Below are 25,277 nucleotides of genomic sequence, written 5' to 3' on the forward strand. Positions count from 1 at the left end.
GGGATTGGACAAAGTGGCAGGTCAGTGCCGCGGGCCGCGTTTGGCGCGATTCGCGACTTTGTCGACCGGAAGGCGACGGAATGGTGAACACGGCTGATCGCCTATTGTGCCGCGTGGCGCGGCCTGCGCGGGTACCTTACGGTTAGCGATGTGAAGACGCGGTGATACGCGATATTCAGGCATTTTGTCGGGGCCGGAGGATGATCAAACGTGGCTGAAGAGCGCCGCGGGCAGCGGGGGTCGGGGTATGGCCTTGGGTTGTCGACGCGGACCCAGGTAACCGGTTATCAATTCCTTGCGCGACGCACCGCGATGGCGTTGACACGCTGGCGGGTGCGCATGGAGATCGAACCGGGCCGTCGCCAGACGCTAGCGGTGGTGGCATCTATCTCCGCGGCCCTGGTGATCTGCCTGGGGGCGTTGCTGTGGTCGTTCATCAGCCCGTCCGGTCAGATCAATGAGTCGCCGATCATCGCCGACCGTGACTCCGGCGCGCTGTACGTGCGCGTGGGTGACAGGTTGTATCCGGCGTTGAATTTGGCATCGGCTCGGCTGATCACCGGGCGGCCCGATAACCCGCACCTGGTCAAGTCCAGCCAGATCGCCGGCATGCCGCACGGGCCGCTGGTGGGTATCCCGGGTGCGCCGTCGACTTTTGCGCCAAAGAGTCCACCGGCGTCGTCCTGGCTGGTGTGTGACACGGTCGCCACCTCAACTGGCGTCAGCGCGCCCGGAGGGGTGACGGTGACGGTGATAGACGGCGCCCCGGACCTCACGAGTCACCGACGGGTATTGAGCGGGTCGGACGCGGTGGTGTTGAGCTACGGCGGCGACGCGTGGGTCATCCGCGAGGGACGTCGGTCAAAGATCGACGCAACCGACCGGTCGGTGTTGTTGCCATTGGGGTTGACCCCGGAGCAAGTCAGTCAGGCAAAACCGATGAGTCATGCACTGTACGACGCGTTGCCGGTGGGGCCGGAGTTAGTGGTCCCCGAAATACCGAACGCGGGCGCCGCGGCGACGTTTGCCGGCGCTCCCGGTCCCGTCGGGACCGTGCTTGTCACACCCCAGATCAGCGGGCCGCAACAGTATTCCCTGGTTTTGACCGACGGCGTGCAGACGCTTCCGCCGTTGGTCGCACAGATCCTGCAGAATGCGGGTGGCCCGGGGAATACCAAGCCGGTGACCGTCGAACCGTCCGCGTTGGCGAAAATGCCGGTGGTCAACAGGATGGATCTGTCGGCCTACCCGGACAACCCGTTGGAGGTAGTCGACCTTCGCGAAAATCCGGCGACGTGCTGGTGGTGGGAGCGGACGGCAGGCGAGAACCGGTCCCGGGTCCAAGTGGTGACCGGGCCCACCATCCCGGTCAGGGCCACCGACGTGAACAAGGTGGTGACCCTGGTGAAGTCCGACACGAGTGGCCGCGAAGCGGACCAGGTCTATTTCGGCCCCGACTATGCGAACTTCGTCGCCGTCACCGGCAACAATCCGGCCGCCCAAACGACGGAATCGCTGTGGTGGCTGACGGAGGCGGGCGCGCGGTTCGGAGTTGACGACACCAAGGAAGCGCGCGAGGCATTGGGTTTGAACCTGGCGCCCAGCCTGGCGCCGTGGGTGGCGCTGCGGCTATTGCCACAAGGCCCGACGCTGTCACGAGCGGATGCGTTAGTAGAGCACGACACCCTACCGATGGACATGACCCCTGCAGAGTTGGTGGTACCGAAGTGAAACGTGGGTTTGCGCGGCCGACACCGGAGAAGGCCCCGGTAATTAAGCCGGAGAACATCGTCCTGCCCACGCCGTTGAGCATTCCGCCACCGGAGGGCAAGCCCTGGTGGATCGTGGTGGTGGGCGTCCTGGTGATCGGCCTGTTGATCGGCATGGTGGGCATGGTCTTCGCCAGCGGTTCACACCTATTCATGGGCGCCGGCGCGATTTTCCCGATCTTCATGGTTGGCGGGATGGCGATGATGATGTTCGGCGGCCGGTTCGGCGGCCAGCAGCAGATGAGCCGGCCGAAATTGGACGCGATGCGCGCTCAGTTCATGTTGATGCTGGACATGCTGCGCGAGACGGCCCAGGAGTCGGCGGACAGCATGGACGCCAACTACCGCTGGTTTCACCCGGCACCCACCACGCTGGCGGCTGCCGTCGGATCGCAGCGGATGTGGGAGCGCAAGCCCGACGGCAAGGACCTCAACTTCGGCGTGGTGCGAGTCGGCGTAGGCATGACCCGTCCCGAGGTGACCTGGGGCGAGCCGCAGAACATGCCGACCGACATCGAACTGGAGCCGGTGACCGGCAAGGCACTGCAGGAATTCGGGCGCTACCAAAGCGTCGTCTACAACCTGCCCAAGATGGTTTCCCTTCTGGTGGAACCCTGGTATGCGCTGGTCGGCGAGCGCGAGCAGGTACTGGGGTTGATGCGGGCGATCATCTGCCAGCTGGCGTTCTCCCACGGGCCCGACCACGTGCAAATGATCGTTGTTAGTTCCGATTTGGAGCAATGGGACTGGGTGAAGTGGCTTCCGCACTTCGGCGATCCTCGGCGTCAGGACGCGGCGGGTAACGCGCGGATGGTCTACAGCTCGGTGCGTGAATTCGCCGCGGAGCAAGCCGAATTGTTCGCCGGCCGTGGTTCATTCACGCCGCGGCATGCCAGTTCGTCCGCGCAGACGCCTACCCCTCACCACGTGATCATCGCCGACGTCGCAGATCCTCAGTGGGAGTATGTCATCAGTGCCGAGGGCGTCGACGGGGTGACGTTCTTCGACTTGACCGGCGCTGCGATGTGGACAGACGTTCCGGAGCGGGTGCTGAAATTCGACAAGTTGGGCGTGATCGAGGCGCTGCCTCGTGACCGCGACACCTGGATGGTCATCGACGACAAGGCATGGTTCTTCGCCCTCACCGACCAGCTCAGCATCGCGGAGGCAGAAGAGTTCGCGCAGAAGCTGGCGCGCTGGCGGCTCGCCGAGGCGTACGAGGAGATCGGCCAGCGGGTCGCCCACATCGGCGCCCGAGACATCTTGTCCTACTACGGGATTGACGATCCCGGCTCGATCGACTTCGACGAGCTGTGGGGCAGGCGCACCGACACGATGGGCAGGTCGCGGTTGCGGGCACCGTTCGGAAACCGGTCCGACAACGGCGAGTTGCTGTTCTTGGACATGAAGTCCCTCGACGAAGGCGGCGACGGCCCGCACGGTGTCATGTCGGGTACAACGGGTTCGGGCAAATCGACCCTGGTGCGAACGGTGATCGAGTCGCTGATGCTCGGCCATCCGCCCGAGGAGCTGCAGTTCGTTCTGGCCGACCTCAAGGGTGGGTCGGCCGTCAAGCCGTTCGCCGGCGTGCCGCACGTGTCGCGGATCATCACCGACCTGGAAGAAGACCAGGCATTGATGGAGCGCTTCCTAGACGCGCTGTGGGGCGAGATCGCCCGCCGCAAGGCGGTATGCGACAGCGCCGGTGTCGACGACGCCAAGGAGTACAACTCGGTACGGTCCAGAATGCGGGCGCGGGGGCAGGACATGGCGCCGCTGCCGATGCTCGTCGTGGTCATCGACGAGTTCTACGAGTGGTTCCGCATCATGCCCACCGCGGTGGATGTCCTCGACTCGATCGGCCGGCAGGGCCGCGCCTACTGGATCCACCTGATGATGGCCTCGCAGACCATTGAGAGCCGCGCCGAAAAGCTCATGGAGAACATGGGTTACCGCTTGGTACTGAAAGCGCGTACCGCTGGGGCCGCACAGGCGGCCGGGGTGCCGAATGCGGTGAACCTGCCGGCCCAGGCCGGGTTGGGCTATTTCCGTAAGAGTCTCGAGGACATCATCCGGTTCCAGGCCGAGTTCCTGTGGCGGGACTACTACCGCCCCGGCGTCACTATCGACGGCGAGGAGGCGCCAGCGTTGGTGCACAGCATCGATTACGTTCGCCCGCAACTATTTACGAACTCGTTCACTCCGCTCGAGGTGAGCGTGGGCGGCCCCGAGGTCGAGCCGGCGGCGGCGCAATCGAATGGCGAGGTGTTCGAAATCGAGGGCGAAGAGGACGACGAGGACGAGGAAGGGATCAGGACACCGAAAGTCGGGACGGTGATCATTGATCAGTTGCGCAAGATCAAGTTCGAGCCGTACCGGTTATGGCAGCCGCCGCTAACCGTGCCGGTCGCCATCGATGAACTGGTCGACCGGTTCCTGGGTCGCCAGTGGCAAAAGGACTACGGCACCGCCAAGGATCTGGTGTTCCCGATCGGGATCATCGACCGCCCGTTCAAGCATGATCAGCCGCCGTGGACGGTCGACACTTCCGGGCCGGGCGCCAATGTGCTGATCCTGGGCGCCGGCGGTTCGGGAAAGACCACCGCGCTGCAGACACTGATCTGCTCGGCGGCGTTGACCCACACACCCGAGCAGGTCCAGTTCTACTGCCTGGCCTACAGCAGCACCGCGTTGACCACCGTGGCCCAGTTGCCCCATGTGGGTGAGGTCGCCGGTCCCACGGACCCTTACGGCGTGCGCCGGACGGTGGCCGAACTGCTGGCGTTGGTCCGCGAGCGCAAGCGCAGCTTCCTCGAATGTGGAATCGCCTCGATGGAGGTGTTCCGGCGCCGCAAGTTCAGCGGTGAGGCTGGCCCGGTGCCCAACGACGGGTTCGGCGATGTCTACCTGGTGATCGACAACTACCGCGCGCTTGCCGAAGAAAACGAAGTGCTGATCGAACAGGTGAACCAGATCATCAATCAGGGGCCCTCGTTCGGCGTGCACGTGGTGGTCACCGCCGATCGCGAATCGGAACTACGGCCGCCGGTGCGTAGCGGGTTTGGTTCCCGGGTCGAATTGCGCCTGGCCGCGGTGGAAGATGCCAAGTTGGTGAGATCCAGGTTCGCCAAGGACGTTCCGGTCAAGCCGGGCCGGGGCATGGTTGCGGTCAACTACGTCCGACTCGACAGCGACCCGCAGGCGGGCCTGCACACACTGGTGGCGCGGCCGGCATTGGCGAGCACACCCGACAACGTCTTCGAGTCCGACAGCGTGGTCGCGGCGGTGAGCCGCCTCACCAGCGGTCAGGCCCCGCCGGTACGCCGCCTGCCGGCGCGGTTCGGCGTGGAGCAAGTGCGCGAACTGGCCGCACGAGACATCCGTCAAGGGGTCGGCGCGGGCGGAATCGCCTGGGCGATATCCGAATTGGACCTGCAGCCGGTGTACTTGAATTTCGCCGAGAACGCGCATTTGATGATTACGGGTCGGCGCGAATGTGGGCGTACCACGGCGCTGGCCACCATCATGTCCGAAATCGGTCGGCTGTATGCCCCCGGCTCGAGCAGCGCACCCACGCCGCCCCAAGGGCGACCTTCGGCACAGGTATGGCTGGTCGATCCGCGCCGTCAGCTGCTGACCGCGCTGGGCTCGGACTATGTGGAGAAGTTTGCCTACAACCTCGACGGCGTGCAGGCAATGATGGGTGATCTGGCGGCGGCGTTGGCAGGCCGCGAGCCTCCACCTGGGTTGTCCGCGGAAGAGCTGTTGGCGCGGTCGTGGTGGAGCGGCCCGGAAATCTTCCTGATCGTCGACGACATCCAGCAGCTGCCACCTGGCTTCGATTCACCTCTGCACAAGGCAGTTCCTTGGGTGACCCGGGCCGCCGACGTCGGATTGCACGTGATTGTCACCCGCACCTTCGGCGGCTGGTCCTCCGCAGGCAGCGACCCGATGCTGCGGGCACTGCATCAGGCGAATGCACCGCTGCTGGTGATGGACGCCGACCCCGACGAGGGTTTTATCCGCGGCAAGATGAAGGGCGGTCCGCTGCCCCGCGGCCGAGGCCTGTTGATGGCGGAAGACACCGGTGTGTTCGTCCAGGTGGCGGCGACCGAGGTGCGCAAGTAGCTCGGTGACCCGTTCAGCTCCACCGCAGCGGCAATGTCTTGAGCGCGAAGGATTTCGACGGGAATCGGATTTCGGGCGTGTAGCCCGGAGCCAGCTCGAACTCGGGGATTCTCTTGAGCCATTCACCGACAACCAGGGTCAGCTCAAGGCGTGCTAGATGCGACCCCAGGCAACGGTGCGGTCCGCCGCCAAACCCCCAGTGCCGGTGCACCTTTCCGTCCATGACCAACTCGTCGGTAGACATCGCGTCGCTGCCGTCACGGTTGACGGCGGCCATGCACAACCGCACCGGTGAACCCGCGGGTAGCGTCATGCCGCCGACATTGACCAAGTCGGTGGTAATCCGGGGGGCCACCGGCGCCGACGGCTCCAGCCGGACGATCTCTTCGATGAAAACCCTCGTCTGCTTGGGCTCGTCGCGAAGCATCTCCCGCAGCCGCGGCCTGCGCGCGAGTTCGAGCAGGCAGAAACCCACCGCCGCCGTCACGGTGTCCAGTCCGGCCAGTATCAACAGGTGACTCAAGCCCAGCACCTCGATCTCGCTGAGCGGGTCCTCGCCGATGAGGACTTGCGACAGCACGTCTGGGCCCGGATGCTTTTTGCGTTCGGCGATCGCCGCCACCAGATACTCGAATAGGGCCTGCTGCGCGGCGATGTCCTCGTGAGAGGGGTAGGGCTTGTCCGACATGCCCATGACGGCGTCTTTCCAGGCAATCAGACGGTCACGATCCTGTAGCGGCAGTCCGTACAGGGCCAGAAACAGCTGAAATGGAAACAGATTCGCGAAATCTGCCATCGCTTCGCACTCGCCCCGGTCGGCGATCGCGTCGATCATGGCGACCGTGTGGTCACGCAGTTCCGGCAGCTTCTTACTCAATGCGGCCGGACTGAAGAAGGGCTGCAGGATCCTGCGGTATCTGGTGTGCTCCGGCGGGTCGAACGCCAGCGGAAGCACCGGCAGTGGATTTCCCGGCGGTTGGAGCGCCTCCCTGGAGGAGAACACCTTCGTGTTCCGCAGAGCCGAGAGCACGTCTTCGCGCCGAGTCAGGTAGTACCAGCCGTTCATGAAGACTACGGGCCCCGCGTCGCGGAGGGTCTTCCACCCGAGACCCCGGTCAGTGGCCATCGGCAGGGTCGAGAATTCAAGCCGCGGTAGATGAAACGCGCCAGCCTGGCCCTCGTCGAGAGTGCTCATGTTTCTGATGTGTCCGTTCCTGTCTCGCCGACGCTGACGCAGCCAATATCGCACGTGCGGGAAACACCCACCAATCCGCCGGTTCGGCTGCACCGACCGGTTAATCTATGTATCAATCCGTCTTATTCGGTCTGGCGGGTGACCGCAGCGGTCGGGAGAGGAAATCCCGTGAAGGTTCGCCTCGAGCGGTCGAGATGCGTGGGGCATGCCCAGTGCTACGCCGTCGATCCAGACTTGTTCCCGATCGACGACTCGGGCTACTCGATCCTCGAGGAGCACGAGGTGCGACCCGAGGACGAACAGGTGACCCGAGACGGCGTCGCCGCCTGCCCCGAGATGGCGCTCATCCTTGAGGACGACTGACGGTGGTCAAGACCGAACCGGACTCATGGGCAACTCACGGCTTAACGGCGGCTTAACAATAGTCTGCAGGGAATGAATAGTTCGCTGCGCGAGCGCCGGAGCACCGTTTCGTCCTCTATGGTCTCAAATGTGCGGCTGTTCGATAACGAACCAGCGCCCGCCATTGGCTCAACGACGAACGCCTGGAGCGCATCGGCTAGCCCGAACGACCGAGGGCCGGCCGCCGAACGAGAAGCATTTCGCAGCAGTACAACTCGCTTCGTCAGCAGGCTGCTGCCGGACCATCGAGACCATCAGCGGTGATTCGGTGCGAATCGAGCGCGGCGGTATGGATCGCCCCGTGGTCCCACAACGTAGCCGAGATCGCCGATGTTGACGCGGTCGGCTGAGGAGGAGCGGAGTTGGACTTTGGGGCGTTACCGCCGGAGGTCAATTCGGGCCGGATGTATAGCGGCCCGGGGATGGGGCCGATGTTGGCTGCCGCTGCGGCCTGGGATGGGCTGGCCGCGGAGTTGGGTTCGGCTGCCAGCGGCTATGCGTCGGTGATTTCGGAGTTGTCCAGTTCGCCGTGGTTGGGTCCGGCGTCGATGGCGATGGTGGCCTCGGCCACGCCCTATTTTACCTGGCTGGACTCCGCGGCTGAGTTGGCGGAGCAGGCGGGCATGCAGGCCCGGGCGGCCGCGGCGGCGTATGAGGCCGCGTTTGCGATGACAGTGCCTCCGCCGGTGATCGCGGCCAACCGGGTGTTGTTGATGACGCTGATCGCGACGAACTTCTTCGGTCAGAACACGCCGGCGATCGCGGCCACCGAGGCGCAGTATGCCGAGATGTGGGCCCAAGATGCCGCCGCGATGTACGGCTATGCCGGTGCCTCGGCGACCGCCTCGGAGCTGACACCGTTCACCGAGCCCGCACAGGCCACCGATGCGACCGGGCTGGCCGCACAGGCAGCCGCGGTCAGCAAGGCCGCCGCGACGCCGGGCGCCGCTTCCGCACAGACCGTAGCCGCGGCGGCCCCAGAGCTGACGATCGGCTCCGCGGTGCCCGGGTTGCTGCAGCAACTATCGACAGCCGCGTCGGCGGCCATGCTGGATCTGAACAACTCGCAGATTGCGCAGTTGTTGGGGACGATCACCCCCGCAATGAGAACCTCCTTGGTTCGTACCATGGGTCTTTCATATTTCGCCGTGGGCATACCGCAGTTCTTTGCCTCGATCGGGCAGCAGTTGACGTTTGGCCCTGGTGGAACGACGGCCGGTTCGGGTGGTGCGTGGTATCCGACGCCGCAGTTTGCGGGGCTGGGTCTAGGCGGCGGTGGGCCCGCGTCGGCAAGCTTGGCGTCGGCGGTCAAGGTGGGGCCGTTGTCGGTGCCGCCGACCTGGATTGCCACGGAGACGGCCTTGGAGCAGCGGGTCGCGCGCCTGGTGGGCGCCAATGTCGCCGCCGCCGGCTCACCCAACGCGGCCAATGGTGTGCTCAACGGATTGCCGATGCGCGGCGCCGGTCGGCGCGCCGCCGCGGGCTTCACCCACAAATACGGCTTCCGGCAAAGCGTCCTAACTCGTCCACCGTCGGCCGGATAACGCTATGACCATAGTGATGATTGGCCGGCGATCGGCTGAACCGTGCGCGAACAGCGGTTGTCGGAGGGTGAGAAGTGGTCGTCCAGGAGTGAATAGTTGCCACCGGCGGCGGTGCTGCCCCGGATTGCAACTACCGTATCGGCAATCAAATCCCTGAAGGTCGTTGTGCCGGAAGGTTATTGAGGAGGAGATCGGATGTCGTATGTGACGACGCAGCCTGAAGCGTTGGCCGCGGCCGCGGGCACGTTGGCGGGTATTGGCTCGTCGATGAGTGCGCAAAATGCTGCGGCGGCGGCCCCGACGACGGGGGTGGTGCCGGCGGCGGCAGACGAGGTGTCGGCGTTGACGGCGGCGCAGTTTGCCGCGCACGCGCAGATGTATCAGGTGGTCAGTGCGCAGGCGGCCGCGATTCACGAGATGTTTGTCCACGCCCTGGGCATGAGTTCGGGGTCGTATGCGGCGACCGAGGCGGCTAACGCGGCCGCGGCGGGTTAAGCGGTCCCGACGGGTCAAGGGGTGAGTGTGATGGATTTTGGTGCGTTACCGCCGGAGATCACCTCGGTGCGGATGTATTCGGGTCCGGGGTCGGCGCCGATGGTGGCTGCGGCGTCGGCGTGGAGTGGGTTGGCCGCGGAATTGAGTTCGGCGGCTGCCGGCTATGACACGGTGGTAACTCAGTTGTCCAGTGAGGAGTGGCTGGGTCCGGCGTCGGCGTCGATGGCGGCCGCGGTGGCGCCGTATGTGGCCTGGATGAGTGGGATGGCCGCGGCGGCCGAGCAGGCGGCCACTTCGGCCAGGGCGGCCGCGGCGGCGTTTGAGACGGCGTTTGCCTCGGTGGTGCCGCCGCCGGTGATCGCGGCCAATCGTGCGCAGTTGGCACAGGCGTTGGCGTCGAATGTGTTTGGTCAGAACACGGGTGTGATTGCGGCGTTGGAGGCCCAGTACGGCGAGATGTGGGCTCAAGATGCCGCGGCGATGTACAGGTATGCGGGTAGCTCGGCGAGTGCTGCGGCGGTGACGCCGTTTTCGTCGCCGCCGCAGATCGTCAATCCGGCCGCTCACGGTGCGCAGGCCGCGGCGGTGACCGCGGCTGCGGGCACGTCGGCGGGTTCGGCTCAGCAGACGCTGCAGCAGTTCATCGGTGCGGCTTCCTCGGCCTTGCACAGCCTGGCCTCGCCGCTGACCGGACAGTTGTCGAGTGCGGCCGCGTCCAGTGATCCATTGTCGTGGCTGTGGCAGATCTTGTTCGGCACGTCCACCTTCCCGAATTCGTTGTCGGCGCTGTTGACCGCCTATGGGCCCTACGCGAGCTTTTTCTATAACACCGAGGGTTTGCCGTACTTCAGCGTTGGTATGGCGAACAACTTTGTGCAGTCGGCCAAGACGTTGGGGTTGATCGGCGGGGCCGCGCCGGCGGCGGCCGCGGACGCGGCCAAGGGCTTAGGCGGTCTAGGGGGGATGCTGAGCGGCGGTGGGCCGGTGTCAGCGGGTTTGGGCAGTGCCGCCTCGGTCGGCAAGCTTTCGGTCCCGCCGGTGTGGAATGGCACCATGCCCGGCCTGCACCCGGGTGCGGCCCCGCTGCCGGTGAGCACTATCACCGCGGCCCCCGAGGCCGCGGGGACGGGAAACCTGCTCGGCGGCATGCCGCTGGCCGGCACGGGCGCCGGCGCGGCCGGCTCGGGCCCCCGCTACGGATTCCGGCCCACCGTCATGGCCCGCCCACCCTTCGCCGGCTAGCTCATCCGCTACCACGGCCCGCGGAACGCCGCGCTGGACCGGGGTCCGTCGGCACAGGTCCCGAGCCGCGTGCCCGACGCGCCTTTGCCGGCCGCGAGATTTTATTGACCGCTCGACTTGCTGACGTAGAAATGCGCTGGTCAGCCGCCCGGCGACGACGGATAGCTGCGGTCTGTGCGCGCGCGTGGCGCTGACTCTGCCGAGTGGCCCGACAACCGGCCCGAACGCTGTTACTGTGGCGTTACCACAGGTGAATTCGCCGTAGCAACTCGTGAACAAGTGTGAACAGCTGGCGGCGAAGGCAACGTGGCATGACGCAGTCATCTACTCTCTTGCAGAGAGTGGTTGCTGGGGATAGTTCGAGGGAGGAAACAGCATGTCGTTCGTGACCACACAGCCGGAGGCCTTGGCAGCGGCGGCGGGAAACCTGCAGGGCATAGGCTCGGCAATGAACGCCCAGAACGCGGCCGCTGCTGCCCCAACCACAGGCGTGGTGCCCGCGGCGGCTGATGAGGTGTCTGCGCTGACCGCCGCTCAGTTTGCCGCGCACGCGCAGATGTACCAGGCCGTCAGCGCCCAGGCTGCGGCCATCCACGAGATGTTCGTCAACACGCTGGCGACCAGTTCCGGCTCCTACGCGGCGACCGAGGCCGCGAACGCGGCCGCGACCGGCTGACCGGCCAGGCGGTCTTTCCGCACGGCGATTTGGTGTCTGACGAAGGGATTTTGGAAGTGCCCCGGACCGCCGTGAGTATGCCGTTGACTACAACTCCACGGTGGGGGGACGGAAAGGGGGGACGATCCATGTGTTTTCGGGTCGGCGGGGGCGCTAGCGCGTGACCGGTCCCGGCCATTGCAAGAAATTTATCAACGGTTAAGCAATAAAGGAGACAGGAAGTATGACCTCACGCTTTATGACCGACCCGCACGAAATGCGGGCCATGGCGGGTCGCTTTGAAACGCACGCCCAGACGGTCGAGGACGAGGCCCGTCGGATGTGGGCGTCCGCGCAGAACATCTCGGGTGCGGGCTGGAGCGGCCAGGCGGAGGCGACGTCGCTGGACACCATGAGCCAGATGAATCAGGCGTTCCGCAACATCGTGAACATGCTGCACGGGGTGCGCGACGGGCTGATCCGCGACGCCAACAACTACGAACAGCAAGAGCAAGCCTCGCAGCAGATCCTCAGCAGCTAGCGCCGTAAGCCGCCACTGCGTAGGCTACCTAGATTAGGAGAACACCGATATGACGATTAATTACCAGTTCGGGGACGTGGACGCGCACGGTGCCACCATCCGGGCGCAGGCCGCGTCACTCGAGGCCGAGCACCAGGCGATCGTTCGCGATGTGTTGGCCGCTGGGGACTTTTGGGGCGGCGCCGGTTCGGTGGCGTGCCAGGAGTTCATCACCCAGTTGGGCCGTAACTTCCAGGTGATCTACGAGCAGGCCAACGCCCACGGCCAGAAGGTGCAAGCCGCCGGCAGCAACATGGCAAGCACCGACAGCGCCGTCGGCTCCAGCTGGGCATAAGGCGACGACATTCAGGCGCGGCAGCACACCCCTAGGCGGTGTGCTGCCGTGGCCTGCAGTCAACTGGCACGTCGACATTTGAGGTAGTGATGGACCAACAGAGCACCCGCACCGACATCACGGTAAACGTCGACGGCTTCTGGATGCTTCAGGCGCTGCTGGATATTCGGCACGTTGCGCCGGAGCTGCGATGCCGGCCGTACGTATCCACCGACAACAACGACTGGCTGAACGAGCATCCGGGGATGGCGGTCATGCGCGAGCAGGGCATCGTCGTCAACGACGAGGTCAACGAGCAGGTGGCCGCCAGGATGAGGGTGCTCGCTGCGCCGGACCTCGAGGTCGTCGCCCTACTGTCGCGCGGCAAACTGCTTTATGGAGTCGTCGAAGGCGACGACCAACCTCCTGGCTCGCGCGATATCCCGGACAACGAGTTCCGGGTGGTGCTGGCGCGCCGCGGACAGCACTGGGTGTCAGCGGTTCGGGTTGGCAACGACATCACCGTCGACGATGTGTCGGTCACGGATAGCGCCTCGATCGCGGCGCTGGTGATCGACGGCCTGGAATCGATTCACCACGCCGACCCCGCGGCGATCAACGCGGTCAACGTGCCCCTGGAGGAGATGCTGGAAGCAACCAAGGCATGGCAGGGATCGGGGTTCAACGTGTTCTCCGGCGGCGACCTACGGCGAATGGGCATCAGCGCCGCCACCGTCGCCGCACTGGGCCAGGCGCTCTCTGATCCCGCGGCCGAGGTCGCGGTCTACGCGCGCCAGTACCGCGACGACGCGAAGGGCCCCAGTGCGTCGGTGCTGTCCCTGAAGGACGGATCGGGCGGGCGCATCGCTCTTTACCAACAGGCACGAACGGCGGGTTCCGGCGAGGCGTGGCTTGCCATCTGCCCGGCGACCCCGCAGTTGGTGCAAGTAGGGGTGAAGACCGTATTGGATACGTTGCCATACGGCGAGTGGAAAACGCATAGCAGGGTTTGACAACGGGCTACGAAATACACAGTGAAACAGCGTATTTGGTTATAAAATGCGGTCGGGATGCGAACGAGGCATACTGCTCTAGACTCGGCTGCAAAGCTGAAAATTGATGTCGTGAGAAACCATTAGTCGCGAGGCGAGGCAGATGAATTCGGAATTAGTCGAGCTGCTCCTTCCGGGAGAGCGCGGCACCGCAGTGCGTCGACCGAAAGCGCGCCCCGCGCTGCTGAAGTCACGGAGTCAGGCATTTGACATGGCAGGGGGTGCAGGGAGATGACCGCAGTTGCTGACGCGCCGCAGACCGACGTTGAGTCTGTCTCGTCGCCCCAAGCCGTAGTAGTCGGCGTCATGGCTGGCGGCGGCGTCCAGATCGGCGTGCTGCTGGATGCCAACGCTCCGGTTTCGGTGATGACCGACCCGCTGCTGAAGGTGGTCAACAGCCGGCTGAGGGAGCTGGGCGAAACCCCGCTGGAGGCCACGGGGCGCGGCAGGTGGGCGCTGTGTTTGGTTGACGGCACGCCGTTGCGTGCCACCCAGTCGCTGACTGAACAGGACGTCTATGACGGCGACCGACTGTGGATTCGGTTCATCACGGACACCGAACGTCGATCGCAAGTCATCGAGCACATCTCCACCGCGGTTTCGTCCAATCTCAGCAAGCGATTCGCCGCGATCGACCCGATCGTCGCCGTACAGGTCGGCGCGTCGATGGTGGCGGTGGGGGTCATCCTCGCAGCAGGGTTGCTGGGTTGGTGGCGCTGGCACCACAACTCGTGGTTGACAACCATCTATGCCGGGGTGATTGGCGTGCTGACGTTGGCGGTGTCGATGCTGCTGTTGATGCGGGCGAGTACCGACCAGGATCGCCGCGTAGGCGACATCATCTTGCTGAGCGCGCTCGCACCAGTGACAATCGCTGCGGCGGCGGCACCGCCGGGGCCGGTGGGATCCCCCCAAGCGGTCTTGGGCTTTGGGGTGCTCGCCGTCGCTGCGATGTTGGCCTTGCGGTTCACCGGACGCCGACTCGGGATCTACACCGCGATTGTCACCATTAGCGTGTTGGCGACAATTGCCAGCCTGGCGCGGATGGTCGCGGCGGCCAGCGCGGTGACCCTGCTGGCCGGCGTGGTGCTGGCCTGTGTGCTGGCGTACCACGCCGCGCCCGCTTTATCCCGACGGTTGGCCGGCATCCGGTTGCCGGTGTTCCCGTCCGCCACGAGCCGATGGGTTTTTGAGGCTCGACCCGATCTGCCGACCACCGTGGTGAAATCCGGCGGCGGTCCCCCCACCCTGGAGGGGCCGGCCTCAGTCCGTGATGTGCTGCTTCAGGCCGAACGCGCACGGTCGTTCTTGTCGGGATTGTTGGTGGGGCTGGGCACCCTGATGATCGCGTGCGTGACCGCCCTATGCAATCCGCACACCGGGCAACGCTGGCTGCCGCTGATCATGGCCGGGTTCATCGCAGGCTTTGTGCTGCTGCGCGGTCGTTCCTACGTAGACCGCTGGCAGGCCATCACCTTGGCCGGGACGGCTGTGATCATGGTCGCCGCGATAGTTGTGCGGTACGCGCTGGTGTTGTCGTCGCCCTTGTCGGTGTCAATCGGAGTTGCGATCTTGGTGCTGTTGCCGGCGGCGGGGTTGACGGCCGCGGCGGTGGTGCCAAACACCATCTACAGCCCGTTGTTCCGCAAGTTTGTGGAATGGATTGAGTACCTCTGCCTGATGCCGATATTCCCGCTGGCATTGTGGTTGATGGATGTGTATGCAGCGATCCGGTACCGGTAGCGGAGGGTTGCGGTGCGGTCGCGCGTCTCGAGCGGCCGTCGCCGCAATCCTGCTGACCTCAGGTGCATTAGTAGGTTTGCCTCCGGCATCTGCAATTACGCCGCCGGCGATTGATCCGGGCGCGTTGCCGCCTGACGGTCCGCCGGGACCGCTCGCACCGATGAAGCAGAACTCCTACTGCACCGAGGTAGGGGTTTTGCCTGGCACGGACTTTCGGTTGCAGCCGAAGTACATGGACATGCTGAACTTGCAGGAGGCGTGGCAATTCGGCCGCGGGGCCGGGGTGAAGGTCGCCGTCATCGACACCGGTGTGACCCCACATCCCAGGTTTCCGCATTTGATCCCCGGCGGCGACTACGTGATGGCGGGTGGCGACGGTTTGTCGGACTGTGACGCGCACGGGACCATCGTGGCGTCGATGATCGGCGCCGCGCCGGCGAACGGTGCGGTACCGCCTCCGGCGGTACCGCGCAGGCCGGTCACCATTCCGACCACTGAGCCTCCCCCAAAACCGCCACCACCACAGACTGTGACCCTGTCACCGCTGCCGCAAACCGTGACCGTGGTTCCCGCTCCGCCCCCGGAAGAGGGAGCCGGCGGAGCTCCGGGACCAGCGCCGGGACCAGCGCCTGGGCCAGCGCCGGGGCCGCAGCAGGCTCCGGCGGCCAGCCACGGCGGCGGCACAGTGACAATTCCCGGCTACTCCGGGGGCGCACGGGTGATGACCGTCGATAACCCGCACCCGCGCGACCCGGCACCGGTGGCGCCACCGAGGACGCCACCGGCGGGCCCCGACGCCTTCAGCGGGATCGCTCCGGACGTCGACATCATCGCGATCCGTCAGTCAAGCCAGGCCTTTGGCCTCAAGGATGCCTACACCGGCGACGAAGATCCGCAGACCCAGGCAAAGATCGACAACGTCGAGACAATGGCGCGGGCGATCGTGCATGCTGCCAACATGGGAGCTTCGGTGATCAACATCTCCGATGTGACATGCATGAGTGCGCGCAACGTCATCGATCAGCGCGTCCTTGGTGCCGCGGTCCGCTACGCGGCTGTCGACAAGAACGCGGTCATCGTGGCCGCCGCCGGTGACAGCAGCAAGAAGGACTGCAAGCAGAACCCGATCTTTGACCCCCTTCAGCCGAACGATCCCCGCGCCTGGAATGCTGTCACCACTGTGGTGACACCCTCCTGGTTCCACGACTATGTACTGACGGTCGGCGCCGTGGATTCCAATGGTCAGCCGTTAAGTCAAATGAGCATCGCTGGACCGTGGGTGTCGATCTCGGCGCCGGGAACGGACGTCGTCGGACTCTCACCCCGTGACGACGGTGTGATCAATGCGATTGACGGCCCGGACAATTCGTTGCTGGTTCCGGCCGGCACCAGCTTTTCCGCCGCGGTCGTGTCCGGGGTGGTCGCGCTAGTACGCGCCAAGTACCCGCAGCTATCTGCATACCAAGTCATCAACCGGTTGATTCATACGGCCAGACCGCCGGCGCGCGGGGTGGACAATCAGGTCGGCTACGGTGTTGTCGATCCGGTGGCGGCACTCACGTGGGATGTGCCTGAGGGCCCGGCAAGGCCGCCGAAGCAGCTGTCCGCCCCGCTGCAGCTGCCCACGCCGCCCCATGCCCGCAATATGGTGCCGGTATGGGTGGCGGCTGGCGGCTTGACCGGGGCGTTGCTCATAGCCGGAGCGGTATTCGGTACGGCATCTTTGATGCGTCGATCACGGAAGCAGCAATGAAAGCTCAGCGCAGGTTTGGGTTGGCTTTGTCGTGGCCGCGGGTGACCGCGGTGTTTTTGCTCGACGTGCTGATCTTGGTGGTGGCCAGTCACTGCCCGCAGTCGTGGCAGGGCGAATATCGGGTGGCCTGGTGGGTGGGGGTTGGCCTGGCGGTGGCGGTAACGTTGCTGTCGGTGGTCAGCTATCACGGGATCACGGTGGTGTCGGGGTTGGCCGCGTGGCTGTGGGATTGGTCTGCCGATCAGGGAACTGCATTGGCGGCCGGGTGTACGCCGGCGATCGATCATCAGCGCCGGTTTGGGCGGGACACAGTCGGGGTGCGTGAGTATCAGGGCCAGTTGGTGACGGCGATCGCGGTCGACGACGGGGAACATGATCCGTCGGGACGGCATCGGCATCGGACGGCCTCGTCGGCGGTGGTGTCGGTGCAGTCGGTGGCTGAGGGGTTGCGGCAGTTCGATATTCACCTGGATGGCGTTGACATTGTGTCGGTGCAGGCGCGCGGCGGGGCCAGTGACGCGAACTTGTCGGCGTTGCAGGAGTGGGGGCTCGAACAGCACGGCGCCGGTGATCGGCCCGTTGCGGGTCTGCGTCGGACGTGGTTGGTGTTGCGGATGAATCCGCAGCGCAACGTGGCCGCGGTGGCCACTCGTGATTCGTTGGCGTCGACGTTAGTGGCGGCGACCGAGCGGTTGGCCCAAGATCTTGACGGGCATAGCTGCGCGGCGCGGCCGTTGACGGCGGACGAGCTGGCCGAGGTGGATAGTGCCGTGCTGGCCGATCTGGAGCCGACGTGGAGTCGTCCGGGGTGGCGGCATTTGAAGCACTTCAACGGCTACGCGACCAGTTTTTGGGTGACGCCGTCGGATATCTCCTCCGACAGCCTCGAGCAGCTATGGCCGGCCGATAACCCGGACATCGGCGCGACGGTGATCACCATCCGGCTCACCACGCGCGGGGGGCGGCCGCGGTTGTCGGCCTGGGTGCGCTACCACAGTCACGCCCGCCTGCCCAAGGAGGTATCGGCCGGGCTCAATCGGCTCACCGGGCGCCAGTTGGCCGCCGTGCGCGCCAGCCTGCCCGCCCCCGCAATCCGCCCGCCACTGGTCGTACCCAGCCGGGACCTGCGCGACCACGACGAACTGGCACTGCCAGTCGGCCAGACGCAGGAGAGCTCAACGAGCTTGACTGCAGGGCAATGAGCCGCCCACAGTCATCCGCCGAGGACGCCCGTAACGCGATGGTCGCCGGTTTACTGGCGTCGGGAATCTCCGTTAACGGGCTGCAGCCCAGCCACAATCCGCAGGTGGCTGCCCAGATGTTCAACACGGCGACCACCCTCGATCCGGGGATGTGCGATGCCTGGCTGGCGCGGGTGCTGGCGGGCGACCAGAGCATCGAAGTACTCGCAGGCGCGTGGGCGGCGGTAAGGACGTTCGGGTGGGAGACCCGCCGTCTGGGGGTCACGGATTTGCAGTTTCGTCCAGAGGTCTCCGACGGACTGTTCCTGCGATTGGCGATCACCAGCGTCGAGTCGCTGGCGTGCGGGTACGCCGCCGTTCTCGCGGAGGCGAAACGCTACGCAGAGGCCTCGAAACTACTTGACGGTGTCGACCCCCGCCATCCGTTTGATGCCGAGTTGGTCAACTACGTGCGCGGCGTACTCTACTTCCGGACCGGACGTTGGCCGGATGTGCTCGTCCAGTTTCCCGAAGGAACGCCCTGGCGTCATCCCGAGCTGAAGGCTGCGGGCGCGGCGATGGCGACCACGGCGCTTGCGTCGCTAGGGGTTTTCGAGGAAGCCTTCCGCCGCGGCCAGGAAGCGATCGAAGGGGACCGGGTGCCAGGCGCCGCCAACATCGCCTTATACACGCAGGGCATGTGCCTGCGACACGTGGGTCGCGAGGAAGAGGCCGTCGAACTGTTGCGCCGGGTGTATTCGCGCGATGCAAAGTTCACCCCGGCCCGTGAAGCGTTGGACAACCCCAACTTTCGGCTCATTCTTACCGACCCGGAGACGATTGAGGCCCGCACGGATCCGTGGGATCCGGACAGCGCACCTACCCGCGCGCAGACCGAAGCCGCTCGCCACGCCGCGATGGCTGCGAAGTACCTCGCGGAGGGGGATGCCGAGCTCAACGCGATGCTGGGCATGGAGCAGGCCAAGCGGGAAATCAAACTCATCAAGTCGACGACCAAGGTCAACTTGGCCCGCGCAAAGATGGGCCTCCCGGTGCCGGTGACATCGCGGCACACCTTGTTGCTGGGGCCGCCGGGCACCGGCAAGACGTCGGTAGCCAGGGCCTTCACCAAGCAGCTGTGTGGGTTGACCGTGTTGCGCAAACCGCTGGTGGTGGAGACCAGCCGCACCAAGCTGCTAGGCCGGTATATGGCCGACGCGGAGAAGAACACCGAAGAAATGCTCGAGGGGGCCCTGGGTGGGGCGGTGTTCTTCGATGAGATGCACACCCTGCACGAGCGCGGCTATTCCCAAGGCGACCCATACGGCAACGCGATTATCAACACTCTGCTGCTGTACATGGAGAACCATCGTGACGAACTGGTGGTGTTCGGGGCGGGTTATGCCAAGGCGATGGAAAAAATGCTAGAGGTGAATCAGGGTCTGCGACGGCGCTTTTCGACAGTGATCGAGTTCTTCAGTTACACCCCGGAAGAGTTGCTTGCGCTCACCCGCTTGATGGGCCAGGAGCACCAGGACATCATCACCGACCAAGAGGCCGAGGTGTTGCGACCGGCCTACACAAAGTTTTACCTCGACGAGAACTATTCCGAAGACGGAGACCTGATCCGCGGTATCGATATTCTCGGCAATGCCGGCTTCGTGCGAAATGTGGTCGAGAAGGCCCGCGACCACCGCAGTTTCCGCCTCGACGATGAAGCGCTCGACGCGGTGCTGGCCAGCGATCTCACCGAATTCAGCGAAGACCAACTTCGCCGGTTCAAGGAGTTGACTCGTGAGGACCTTGCCGAAGGCCTCAGTGCTGCGGTGGCAGAGAAGAAGAGGACATAGCGCCTTCCCGCACAGCCTCGGCAGCTAATCCTTGCGAATGTCGAGGTGGCGTTCGAGCAATCCCCAAGGACCGCTACTAGTCGCCGCGGTCCGGCGGCATCTATTGGGTGCGCTCTAATTCACCACGCCCCGAGCGAGGCGTGTTCCTGTTGCCAGAAATGGCGCCGGCTGCTCGTCGCCAAGCCACGTCGCTGCATGGAATGAGGGTTTGGAAAGGGATAAACGTCGATCGCCACCCGACCACCGCCAGCTAGGGATCTCCTGCCGCTGCGTGGGTTCGGCCCAACTGGCTTCGGTTATCGCTTCGGCCGGATACTCTTGGTCATGCCGAAGCTGGGGCCAGAGGGGTGCCCGCGCCTGGCAAATTCGCTAGGTGGCCTCATCCCAGTTAGCGCAACCACGGCGGCACTCCCGTAAGTGCCCCGGCCGTGACGGGAGGTGGCGTGGACTGGCCGAATTGATACCGCCTGTACGAAAACGATGACCGTTTCCCTCCGATCCGGTCGCGGCACTCCTGCCGCCGTTTGAATCGGCTGGCGCCGAGCACCTACAGCACACAGCGCAGCCATGGCGCACGTGCTAGGGGCAGCACCCCGACTTAATCACGGCGGCCAAGGTCCCGTAGCTGGGTCGGACTATCCGTATTGAGGAGAAGTTCGATGTGTTTCGTTGTGACACAACCGGAATCGCCGGCCTCAACGGCCGGTGAAGCCGCCAACTCGGTCGCGGCCGGCTGAGGGGGTGTTGGCAATGGATTTCGGAGCATTACCACCGGAAATCAATTCCCTGCGCATGTACTCCGGGCCGGGTTCGGCGCCGATGCTGGCAACTGTGACGGCCTGGGATGGGCTTGCGGCAGAGCTGCGTTCGACGGCAGCCGCGTACGAGACCGTGATCTCAACACTGACCAGCGACGATTGGTTGGGGCCGGCGTCGGAGTCGATGGCGGCCGCAGTTGCCCCCTATCTGGCGTGGATGAACATCACCGGCATGCAGGCTGAGCAGACCGCCCGTCAGGCAGCCGCGGCTGCGGGTGCATTTGAGTCCGCGTTCGCCATGACGGTGCCCCCGGCCGAGGTGGCGGCTAACCGTGCTCAGTTGGCGGCGCTGGTCGCGACCAACCTTATCGGTCAGAACACGCCCGCGATCGCGGCGACCGAGGCCGCATACGGCGAAATGTGGGCGCAAGATGCGGCGGCGATGTATGGCTATGCCGCCGGCTCTGCGGCGGCCTCGACGCTGCCGCCGTTTACCGAACCCGCGCAGACCACCGACCCGTCCGGGCAGGCCTCCCAGGCCGCGGCGGTCACCCATGCGGGCGGCCGTGCGGTGGGCAGCCTCACGCAGACGCAGTTGCCGCAACTCATGTCGGCGGTGCCGGCGAGCCTGCAAAAACTCGCATCGCCAGCGGCGGCCTCGCCACTGGACGCCATTCCCGGGTCGGGCATCCTCGCCGACATCCTGAATTTCCTGGATGGAAACGATGGAAATCCCTACGGCATCTTCTTGAGTTCCAACCTGGTGAACGGATTCACGTCGGCCGGGTACGTCAGCCCCGCCATCGTCGGCCCCGCCGTTTGGTCCGCAATGGCCGACTTCAATGCGGTAGCACTGGGCGCACAGCAAGCCCCATTGCCACCCATGGGCTCCGGCGAAGGAAACCCGACGTGGATACCCGCGCTGTCGCCGGCCAGCCCCGAAAGCTTGCCGGTTCTGGGCGAGCTGACCGCGGGCTCGCCGGGGATGGGCGCGGTCTCGGCCGGCACGAACCAGGCGGCGTTGGTCGGGCGGTTGTCCGTGCCGCAGACCTGGACGGAGGCGACCGCGGTGGCGAACCACGCCGGCGCTGCGGCCCCAGGTGGCGGCTGGACCAGTTCCGCCGCTATCCCCGAAGCTGCGGCGGGCATGCCGGGGGTGCCCGGTATGCCCGCTCCCGGCATTTACGGGCACAGCTTCGGCAACGCTCCGCGATACGGATTTCGGCCGACGATCATGGGACGCCCACCAGCCGCTGGATGATCCGGGGGAGATCCCCGCGATGTTGGTGATCGGTGCCGACTCGCATGCGGCCACCGAGGCCAACAAGGCCCGTTGGTTAGGGGTCGGTTGAAGGTCGGTTAAAGGAGGTGCAGGCAATGGATTTCGGAGCGCTCCCGCCCGAAGTCAACTCCCTGCGCATGTATTCGGGGCCCGGCTCGGCGCCAATGCTGGCTGCTCTGACGGCCTGGGATGGCCTTGCCGCGGAAATGCATTTGACCGCAACGGCATACGAATCGGTCATCTCGGCTTTGGTCAGCGAAGGCTGGCTGGGGCCGGCATCGTCCGCGATGGCGGCCGCGGCCGCCCCGTATGTGACGTGGATGAGCGTCACGGGCCTGCAGGCCGCCCAGACTGCCAGTCAGGCCGCGGCGGCTGCGGCGGCTTTTGAGGCCGCGTTCGCGATGACGGTGCCGCCGGCCGTGGTCGCGGCGAACCGTGCGCGATTGCTGGCGCTGGTGGCCACCAATTTCCTGGGCATCAACACACCAGCGATCGCGGCTACCGAGGCCGAATACGCCGAGATGTGGGCGCAGGATGCGACAGCGATGTACGGGTATGCCGCGAGTTCGGCGGAGGCCGCGGCGCTCACACCGTTTACGGAACCGGCGCAGACCACCAACCCGTCCGGGCAGGCCGGCCAGGCCGCCGCGGTCACCCAAGCAGCCGGCGCTGCCGTGGGCAGCCTGACGCAGACGGAGCTGCCGCACCTCATGTCGGCGGTGCCGGCGAGCTTGCAAGGACTCGCGTCACCGGCTGCGGCCTCACCACTCGACGCCATTCCCGGGTCCGGCCTGCTCGCCGACATCCTGAATTTCCTGGATGGAAACGATGGAAACCCGTACGGGCTCTTCCTTAACTCCACGTTGGTAAACGGTTTGGTGTCAGCCGGATACACCGCTCCCGGACTTATCATGCCTGCGGTCACGGGTGCGATGTCCGACATCAACGCCGTGGCCCTCGGCGGGGCGCCTGAGGTCGCTTTCCCGGTGATGGGCCCCGCTCCCGACGCCGCGTGGACTGGGGCGACGGTCGCCCAATCGGGTTTGGGGGGAGTGACGGCGGGTTCCAGCCAGGCGGCCTTGGTCGGGCGATTGTCTGTTCCGCCGAGCTGGACGGCGGCCATCGAGGTGGCAAAGCTCGCAGGTACCCCACTCCCGGGCGCCGGCTCGACTAGCACCATTGCGGTGCCGGAGGCAGGTGCGGGCATGCCCGGTGTGCCCGGTATGCCGGCTCCTGGTGTTTACTCGCATAGCTTCGGCAGTGGTCCTCGATACGGATTTCGGCCGACGATCATGGCGCGCCCACCGGCCGCCGGCTGACGAGAGTTGGCGGTTGTACATGACGAGCGAATGGTTAACCCCATATTTACAAGCTCGGTGTTGCCTTGCCCGCCTAGTGGGTTGACTCCCATCGCTTCGAGTGCCACGATGGGCTCCGCATGCACCTCGCTAGGTGAGGCGTCTGCACGGATACAGGCCACTGACCTCGAACGTCGAAAGACGCCCAGGGTCAGGACAGCTCTTCCCGGCTTAAGGGTTGAGCCCAAGTGGCTTCCGGCTTGACCGGCCGGATACGCCGTGTGGTGCCAAAGCTCTGACGAGAGGGGTGTCGCGTCCGGCTATTTGGCTGGTCCCTCATCCCCGATGTGCACCGCGTCGGCATCCCCGTGTGCCCTGGCCGTGAGGAGGTGAGAAGCGAAGTGAGTCCCGGCGATAGTCCGTATTCGAGATCGACGACCATTTCGTTCCGATCCGACCCCGGCGCCGTTTTCGCATTCTGAACCGGTTATTCCGAAGGCTTTATTTCACGCGTCCGCCTCGCGGTCTCGTGTGAATAGTTCGCGCGGAAATGGCTACCGGCCCGGGTTGGATTTCTTCCGGTAAGGATTTAGCCCGATGTCGTTTGTGATGACGCATCCACCGGGCTTAGCTGCGGCCGCCAGCGCCTTGGATGGCGTGGGATCAGCGCTGGCCGCTCACGAGCTGCTGGTCACTGTTGTAAACACCAGCGCAGGTTCATATGCGGCAACCGAGGCCGCCAACGCCACTTCAGCCAGCAAACAAGGAGATCGACGATGACCGCCGCACTGGATTTCGCAACGCTGCCGCCCGAAATCAACTCCGCGCGGATGTACTCCGGAGCAGGCTCGGGCCCCATGTTGGCCGCCGCGTCGGCCTGGAGCGGATTGGCTGCAGAACTGCGTGCCACCGCGCTGTCCTACGGTTCGGTGCTCACGGCGCTGACCAGCGAAGAATGGCACGGACCGGCATCCGCGTCGATGGCGGCCGCGGCCATGCCCTACGTCACCTGGATGAGTACCACGTCCGTGCAAGCCGAACAGACCGCCGCGCAGGCCACGGCCGCGGCGGCAGCCTACGAAACGGCGTTCGCCGCAACCGTGCCGCCACCGGTCGTCGCCGCCAACCGAGCCCAGCTGATGGCATTGATCGCGACCAACATTCTGGGCCAGAACGCCCCCGCGATCGCGGCCACCGAGGCGCAGTACGCCGAAATGTGGGCCCAAGACGCGGCGGCCATGTACGGCTACGCGGGGTCCTCGGCGGTCGCTACCCAACTGAGCCCGTTCGCCGAGCCCCAGCAGACCACCAACGCGACCGGGCTTGCCGCGCAGTCGGCCGCGGTCGCCCAAGCCAGCGCGACAGCCGCGGGCAACCAGCAGTCGACGCTCTCACAGGTGATGTCGGCGATCCCCAACCTGTTGCAAGGACTCTCGTCGTCCGGTTTGTCGCCCTCGTCAGGGCAGTCGGGAATTCTGGGCATGTTGGGTTCCGAACCCACCTGGCTACAGGAACTGCTGCAGGAACTAGCGACCCTGTTGGATCCCAACTCGAATTTCTGGAACACGATAGCGTCGTCCGGGCTTTTCCTGCCGAGTAACACGATTGCGCCTTTTCTAGGCTTGCTCGGCGGTGCGGCAGCCGCGAACGCGGCCGAGGAGGGCATCGAAGCGGCTGGGGCTGGCGGGGTCGCTACCGCGCTGGTAGGCCCAGCCACGCCCACCGGCGGGCTGGGCGGCCTGGTATCGGGTGGTTTGGGCAACGCGGGCGCCGTCGGCGCGCTGTCGGTACCCCCAAGCTGGACCGCTGCAGCACCATTGACCAGCCCCCTAGCCTCCGCGTTGGGCGGCACACCCATGGTTGCGCCCCCTCCAACGGTGGCAGCCGGCATGCCCGGGATGCCATTCGGCAACATGGCCGGCCAAGGATTTGGCCGGGCTCTCCCTCAATACGGCTTCCGGCCGACGTTCGTCGCGCGACCTCCCGCTGCCGGATAGGCGGGGCCGCATTTGTCAACTGCGGCTAGTGGAAACTGGGGCCTTTCAGCACATTGGCAGTAATCGAACAGCCAGGTGG

At 65.4% G+C, this 25,277-nt stretch carries 19 protein-coding genes and 1 riboswitch; of the genes, 18 read left to right on the plus strand and 1 reads right to left on the minus strand.

What is annotated here, in order from left to right; all coding sequences use genetic code 11:
- Positions 1–210: 210 nt before the first annotated feature.
- Both eccB and eccCa read left to right on the plus strand, forming a co-directional pair.
- On the plus strand, positions 211–1,731 hold the full coding sequence (gene eccB, locus G6N24_RS08465) for a type VII secretion protein EccB (RefSeq protein ID WP_085158138.1): 1,521 nt from the start codon (positions 211–213) through the stop codon (positions 1,729–1,731).
- Positions 1,728–5,897, plus strand: coding sequence for a type VII secretion protein EccCa (eccCa, locus tag G6N24_RS08470; RefSeq protein WP_085158136.1), 4,170 nt, complete (start codon positions 1,728–1,730; stop codon positions 5,895–5,897). Before eccB ends, eccCa begins: the two co-directional genes overlap by 4 nt.
- Positions 5,898–5,910: 13 nt before the next feature.
- Here eccCa and G6N24_RS08475 read toward each other — a convergent pair whose 3' ends face one another.
- Entirely contained in the window at positions 5,911–7,092 is a 1,182-nt protein-coding gene (locus tag G6N24_RS08475; protein ID WP_085158134.1) for a cytochrome P450, read from the minus strand.
- Positions 7,093–7,260: 168 nt separating this feature from the next.
- Between G6N24_RS08475 and G6N24_RS08480 the strand changes: the two genes are divergently transcribed.
- The 16 genes from G6N24_RS08480 to G6N24_RS08560 all read left to right on the plus strand — a co-directional run bounded on the left by G6N24_RS08480 (position 7,261) and on the right by G6N24_RS08560 (position 25,198).
- Positions 7,261–7,455, plus strand: a complete 195-nt coding sequence (locus G6N24_RS08480) for a ferredoxin (RefSeq protein WP_085158132.1) — start codon at positions 7,261–7,263, stop codon at positions 7,453–7,455.
- Between the two features lie 401 nt (positions 7,456–7,856).
- A complete protein-coding gene (locus G6N24_RS08485) occupies positions 7,857–9,038 on the plus strand; it encodes a PPE family protein (protein ID WP_085158130.1) in 1,182 nt (393 codons plus the stop codon).
- A gap of 195 nt (positions 9,039–9,233) precedes the next feature.
- Positions 9,234–9,533, plus strand: coding sequence for a PE family protein (locus tag G6N24_RS08490; RefSeq protein WP_085158128.1), 300 nt, complete (start codon positions 9,234–9,236; stop codon positions 9,531–9,533).
- Positions 9,534–9,563: 30 nt separating this feature from the next.
- Positions 9,564–10,775 (plus strand): PPE family protein, encoded by a 1,212-nt coding sequence (locus tag G6N24_RS08495; RefSeq protein WP_085158126.1) that lies wholly within the window; start codon positions 9,564–9,566, stop codon positions 10,773–10,775.
- 376 nt (positions 10,776–11,151) lie between these two features.
- On the plus strand, positions 11,152–11,451 hold the full coding sequence (locus G6N24_RS08500) for a PE family protein (RefSeq protein WP_085158123.1): 300 nt from the start codon (positions 11,152–11,154) through the stop codon (positions 11,449–11,451).
- 223 nt (positions 11,452–11,674) lie between these two features.
- Positions 11,675–11,971 (plus strand): WXG100 family type VII secretion target, encoded by a 297-nt coding sequence (locus tag G6N24_RS08505; RefSeq protein WP_163745460.1) that lies wholly within the window; start codon positions 11,675–11,677, stop codon positions 11,969–11,971.
- 49 nt (positions 11,972–12,020) lie between these two features.
- Positions 12,021–12,305: a WXG100 family type VII secretion target gene (locus G6N24_RS08510; RefSeq protein ID WP_085161053.1), complete on the plus strand. Its 285-nt coding sequence runs from the start codon at positions 12,021–12,023 to the stop codon at positions 12,303–12,305.
- Positions 12,306–12,394: 89 nt separating this feature from the next.
- Positions 12,395–13,297, plus strand: a complete 903-nt coding sequence (locus tag G6N24_RS08515; protein WP_085160698.1) for an ESX secretion-associated protein EspG — start codon at positions 12,395–12,397, stop codon at positions 13,295–13,297.
- A gap of 270 nt (positions 13,298–13,567) precedes the next feature.
- Complete coding sequence (eccD, locus tag G6N24_RS08520) at positions 13,568–15,079, plus strand: type VII secretion integral membrane protein EccD (protein WP_085160696.1); 1,512 nt, start codon at positions 13,568–13,570, stop codon at positions 15,077–15,079.
- Positions 15,057–16,832, plus strand: a complete 1,776-nt coding sequence (gene mycP, locus G6N24_RS08525) for a type VII secretion-associated serine protease mycosin (RefSeq protein WP_085160694.1) — start codon at positions 15,057–15,059, stop codon at positions 16,830–16,832. The genes eccD and mycP overlap by 23 nt, the downstream gene beginning before the upstream one ends.
- Positions 16,829–18,034, plus strand: a complete 1,206-nt coding sequence (gene eccE / locus G6N24_RS08530) for a type VII secretion protein EccE (RefSeq protein WP_085160692.1) — start codon at positions 16,829–16,831, stop codon at positions 18,032–18,034. The genes mycP and eccE overlap by 4 nt, the downstream gene beginning before the upstream one ends.
- Positions 18,031–19,863, plus strand: coding sequence for a type VII secretion AAA-ATPase EccA (eccA, locus tag G6N24_RS08535; protein ID WP_085160690.1), 1,833 nt, complete (start codon positions 18,031–18,033; stop codon positions 19,861–19,863). Before eccE ends, eccA begins: the two co-directional genes overlap by 4 nt.
- 750 nt (positions 19,864–20,613) lie before the next feature.
- Positions 20,614–21,882 carry a PPE family protein gene (locus tag G6N24_RS08540; RefSeq protein ID WP_085160688.1) on the plus strand — a complete coding sequence of 423 codons (1,269 nt, stop codon included), beginning with the start codon at positions 20,614–20,616 and terminating at the stop codon, positions 21,880–21,882.
- 116 nt (positions 21,883–21,998) lie between these two features.
- Positions 21,999–23,222: a PPE family protein gene (locus G6N24_RS08545; RefSeq protein ID WP_085160686.1), complete on the plus strand. Its 1,224-nt coding sequence runs from the start codon at positions 21,999–22,001 to the stop codon at positions 23,220–23,222.
- Between the two features lie 118 nt (positions 23,223–23,340).
- Positions 23,341–23,515, plus strand: a riboswitch (M-box (ykoK) riboswitch).
- Positions 23,516–23,798: 283 nt separating this feature from the next.
- Positions 23,799–23,981, plus strand: a complete 183-nt coding sequence (locus G6N24_RS08555; protein WP_139822408.1) for a PE domain-containing protein — start codon at positions 23,799–23,801, stop codon at positions 23,979–23,981.
- Positions 23,978–25,198: a PPE family protein gene (locus G6N24_RS08560; protein WP_085160684.1), complete on the plus strand. Its 1,221-nt coding sequence runs from the start codon at positions 23,978–23,980 to the stop codon at positions 25,196–25,198. The genes G6N24_RS08555 and G6N24_RS08560 overlap by 4 nt, the downstream gene beginning before the upstream one ends.
- The last annotated feature ends 79 nt before the right edge of the window (positions 25,199–25,277 follow it).

This window comes from Mycobacterium lacus (assembly GCF_010731535.1).
GTDB classification, from domain to species: Bacteria; Actinomycetota; Actinomycetes; order Mycobacteriales; family Mycobacteriaceae; genus Mycobacterium; species Mycobacterium lacus.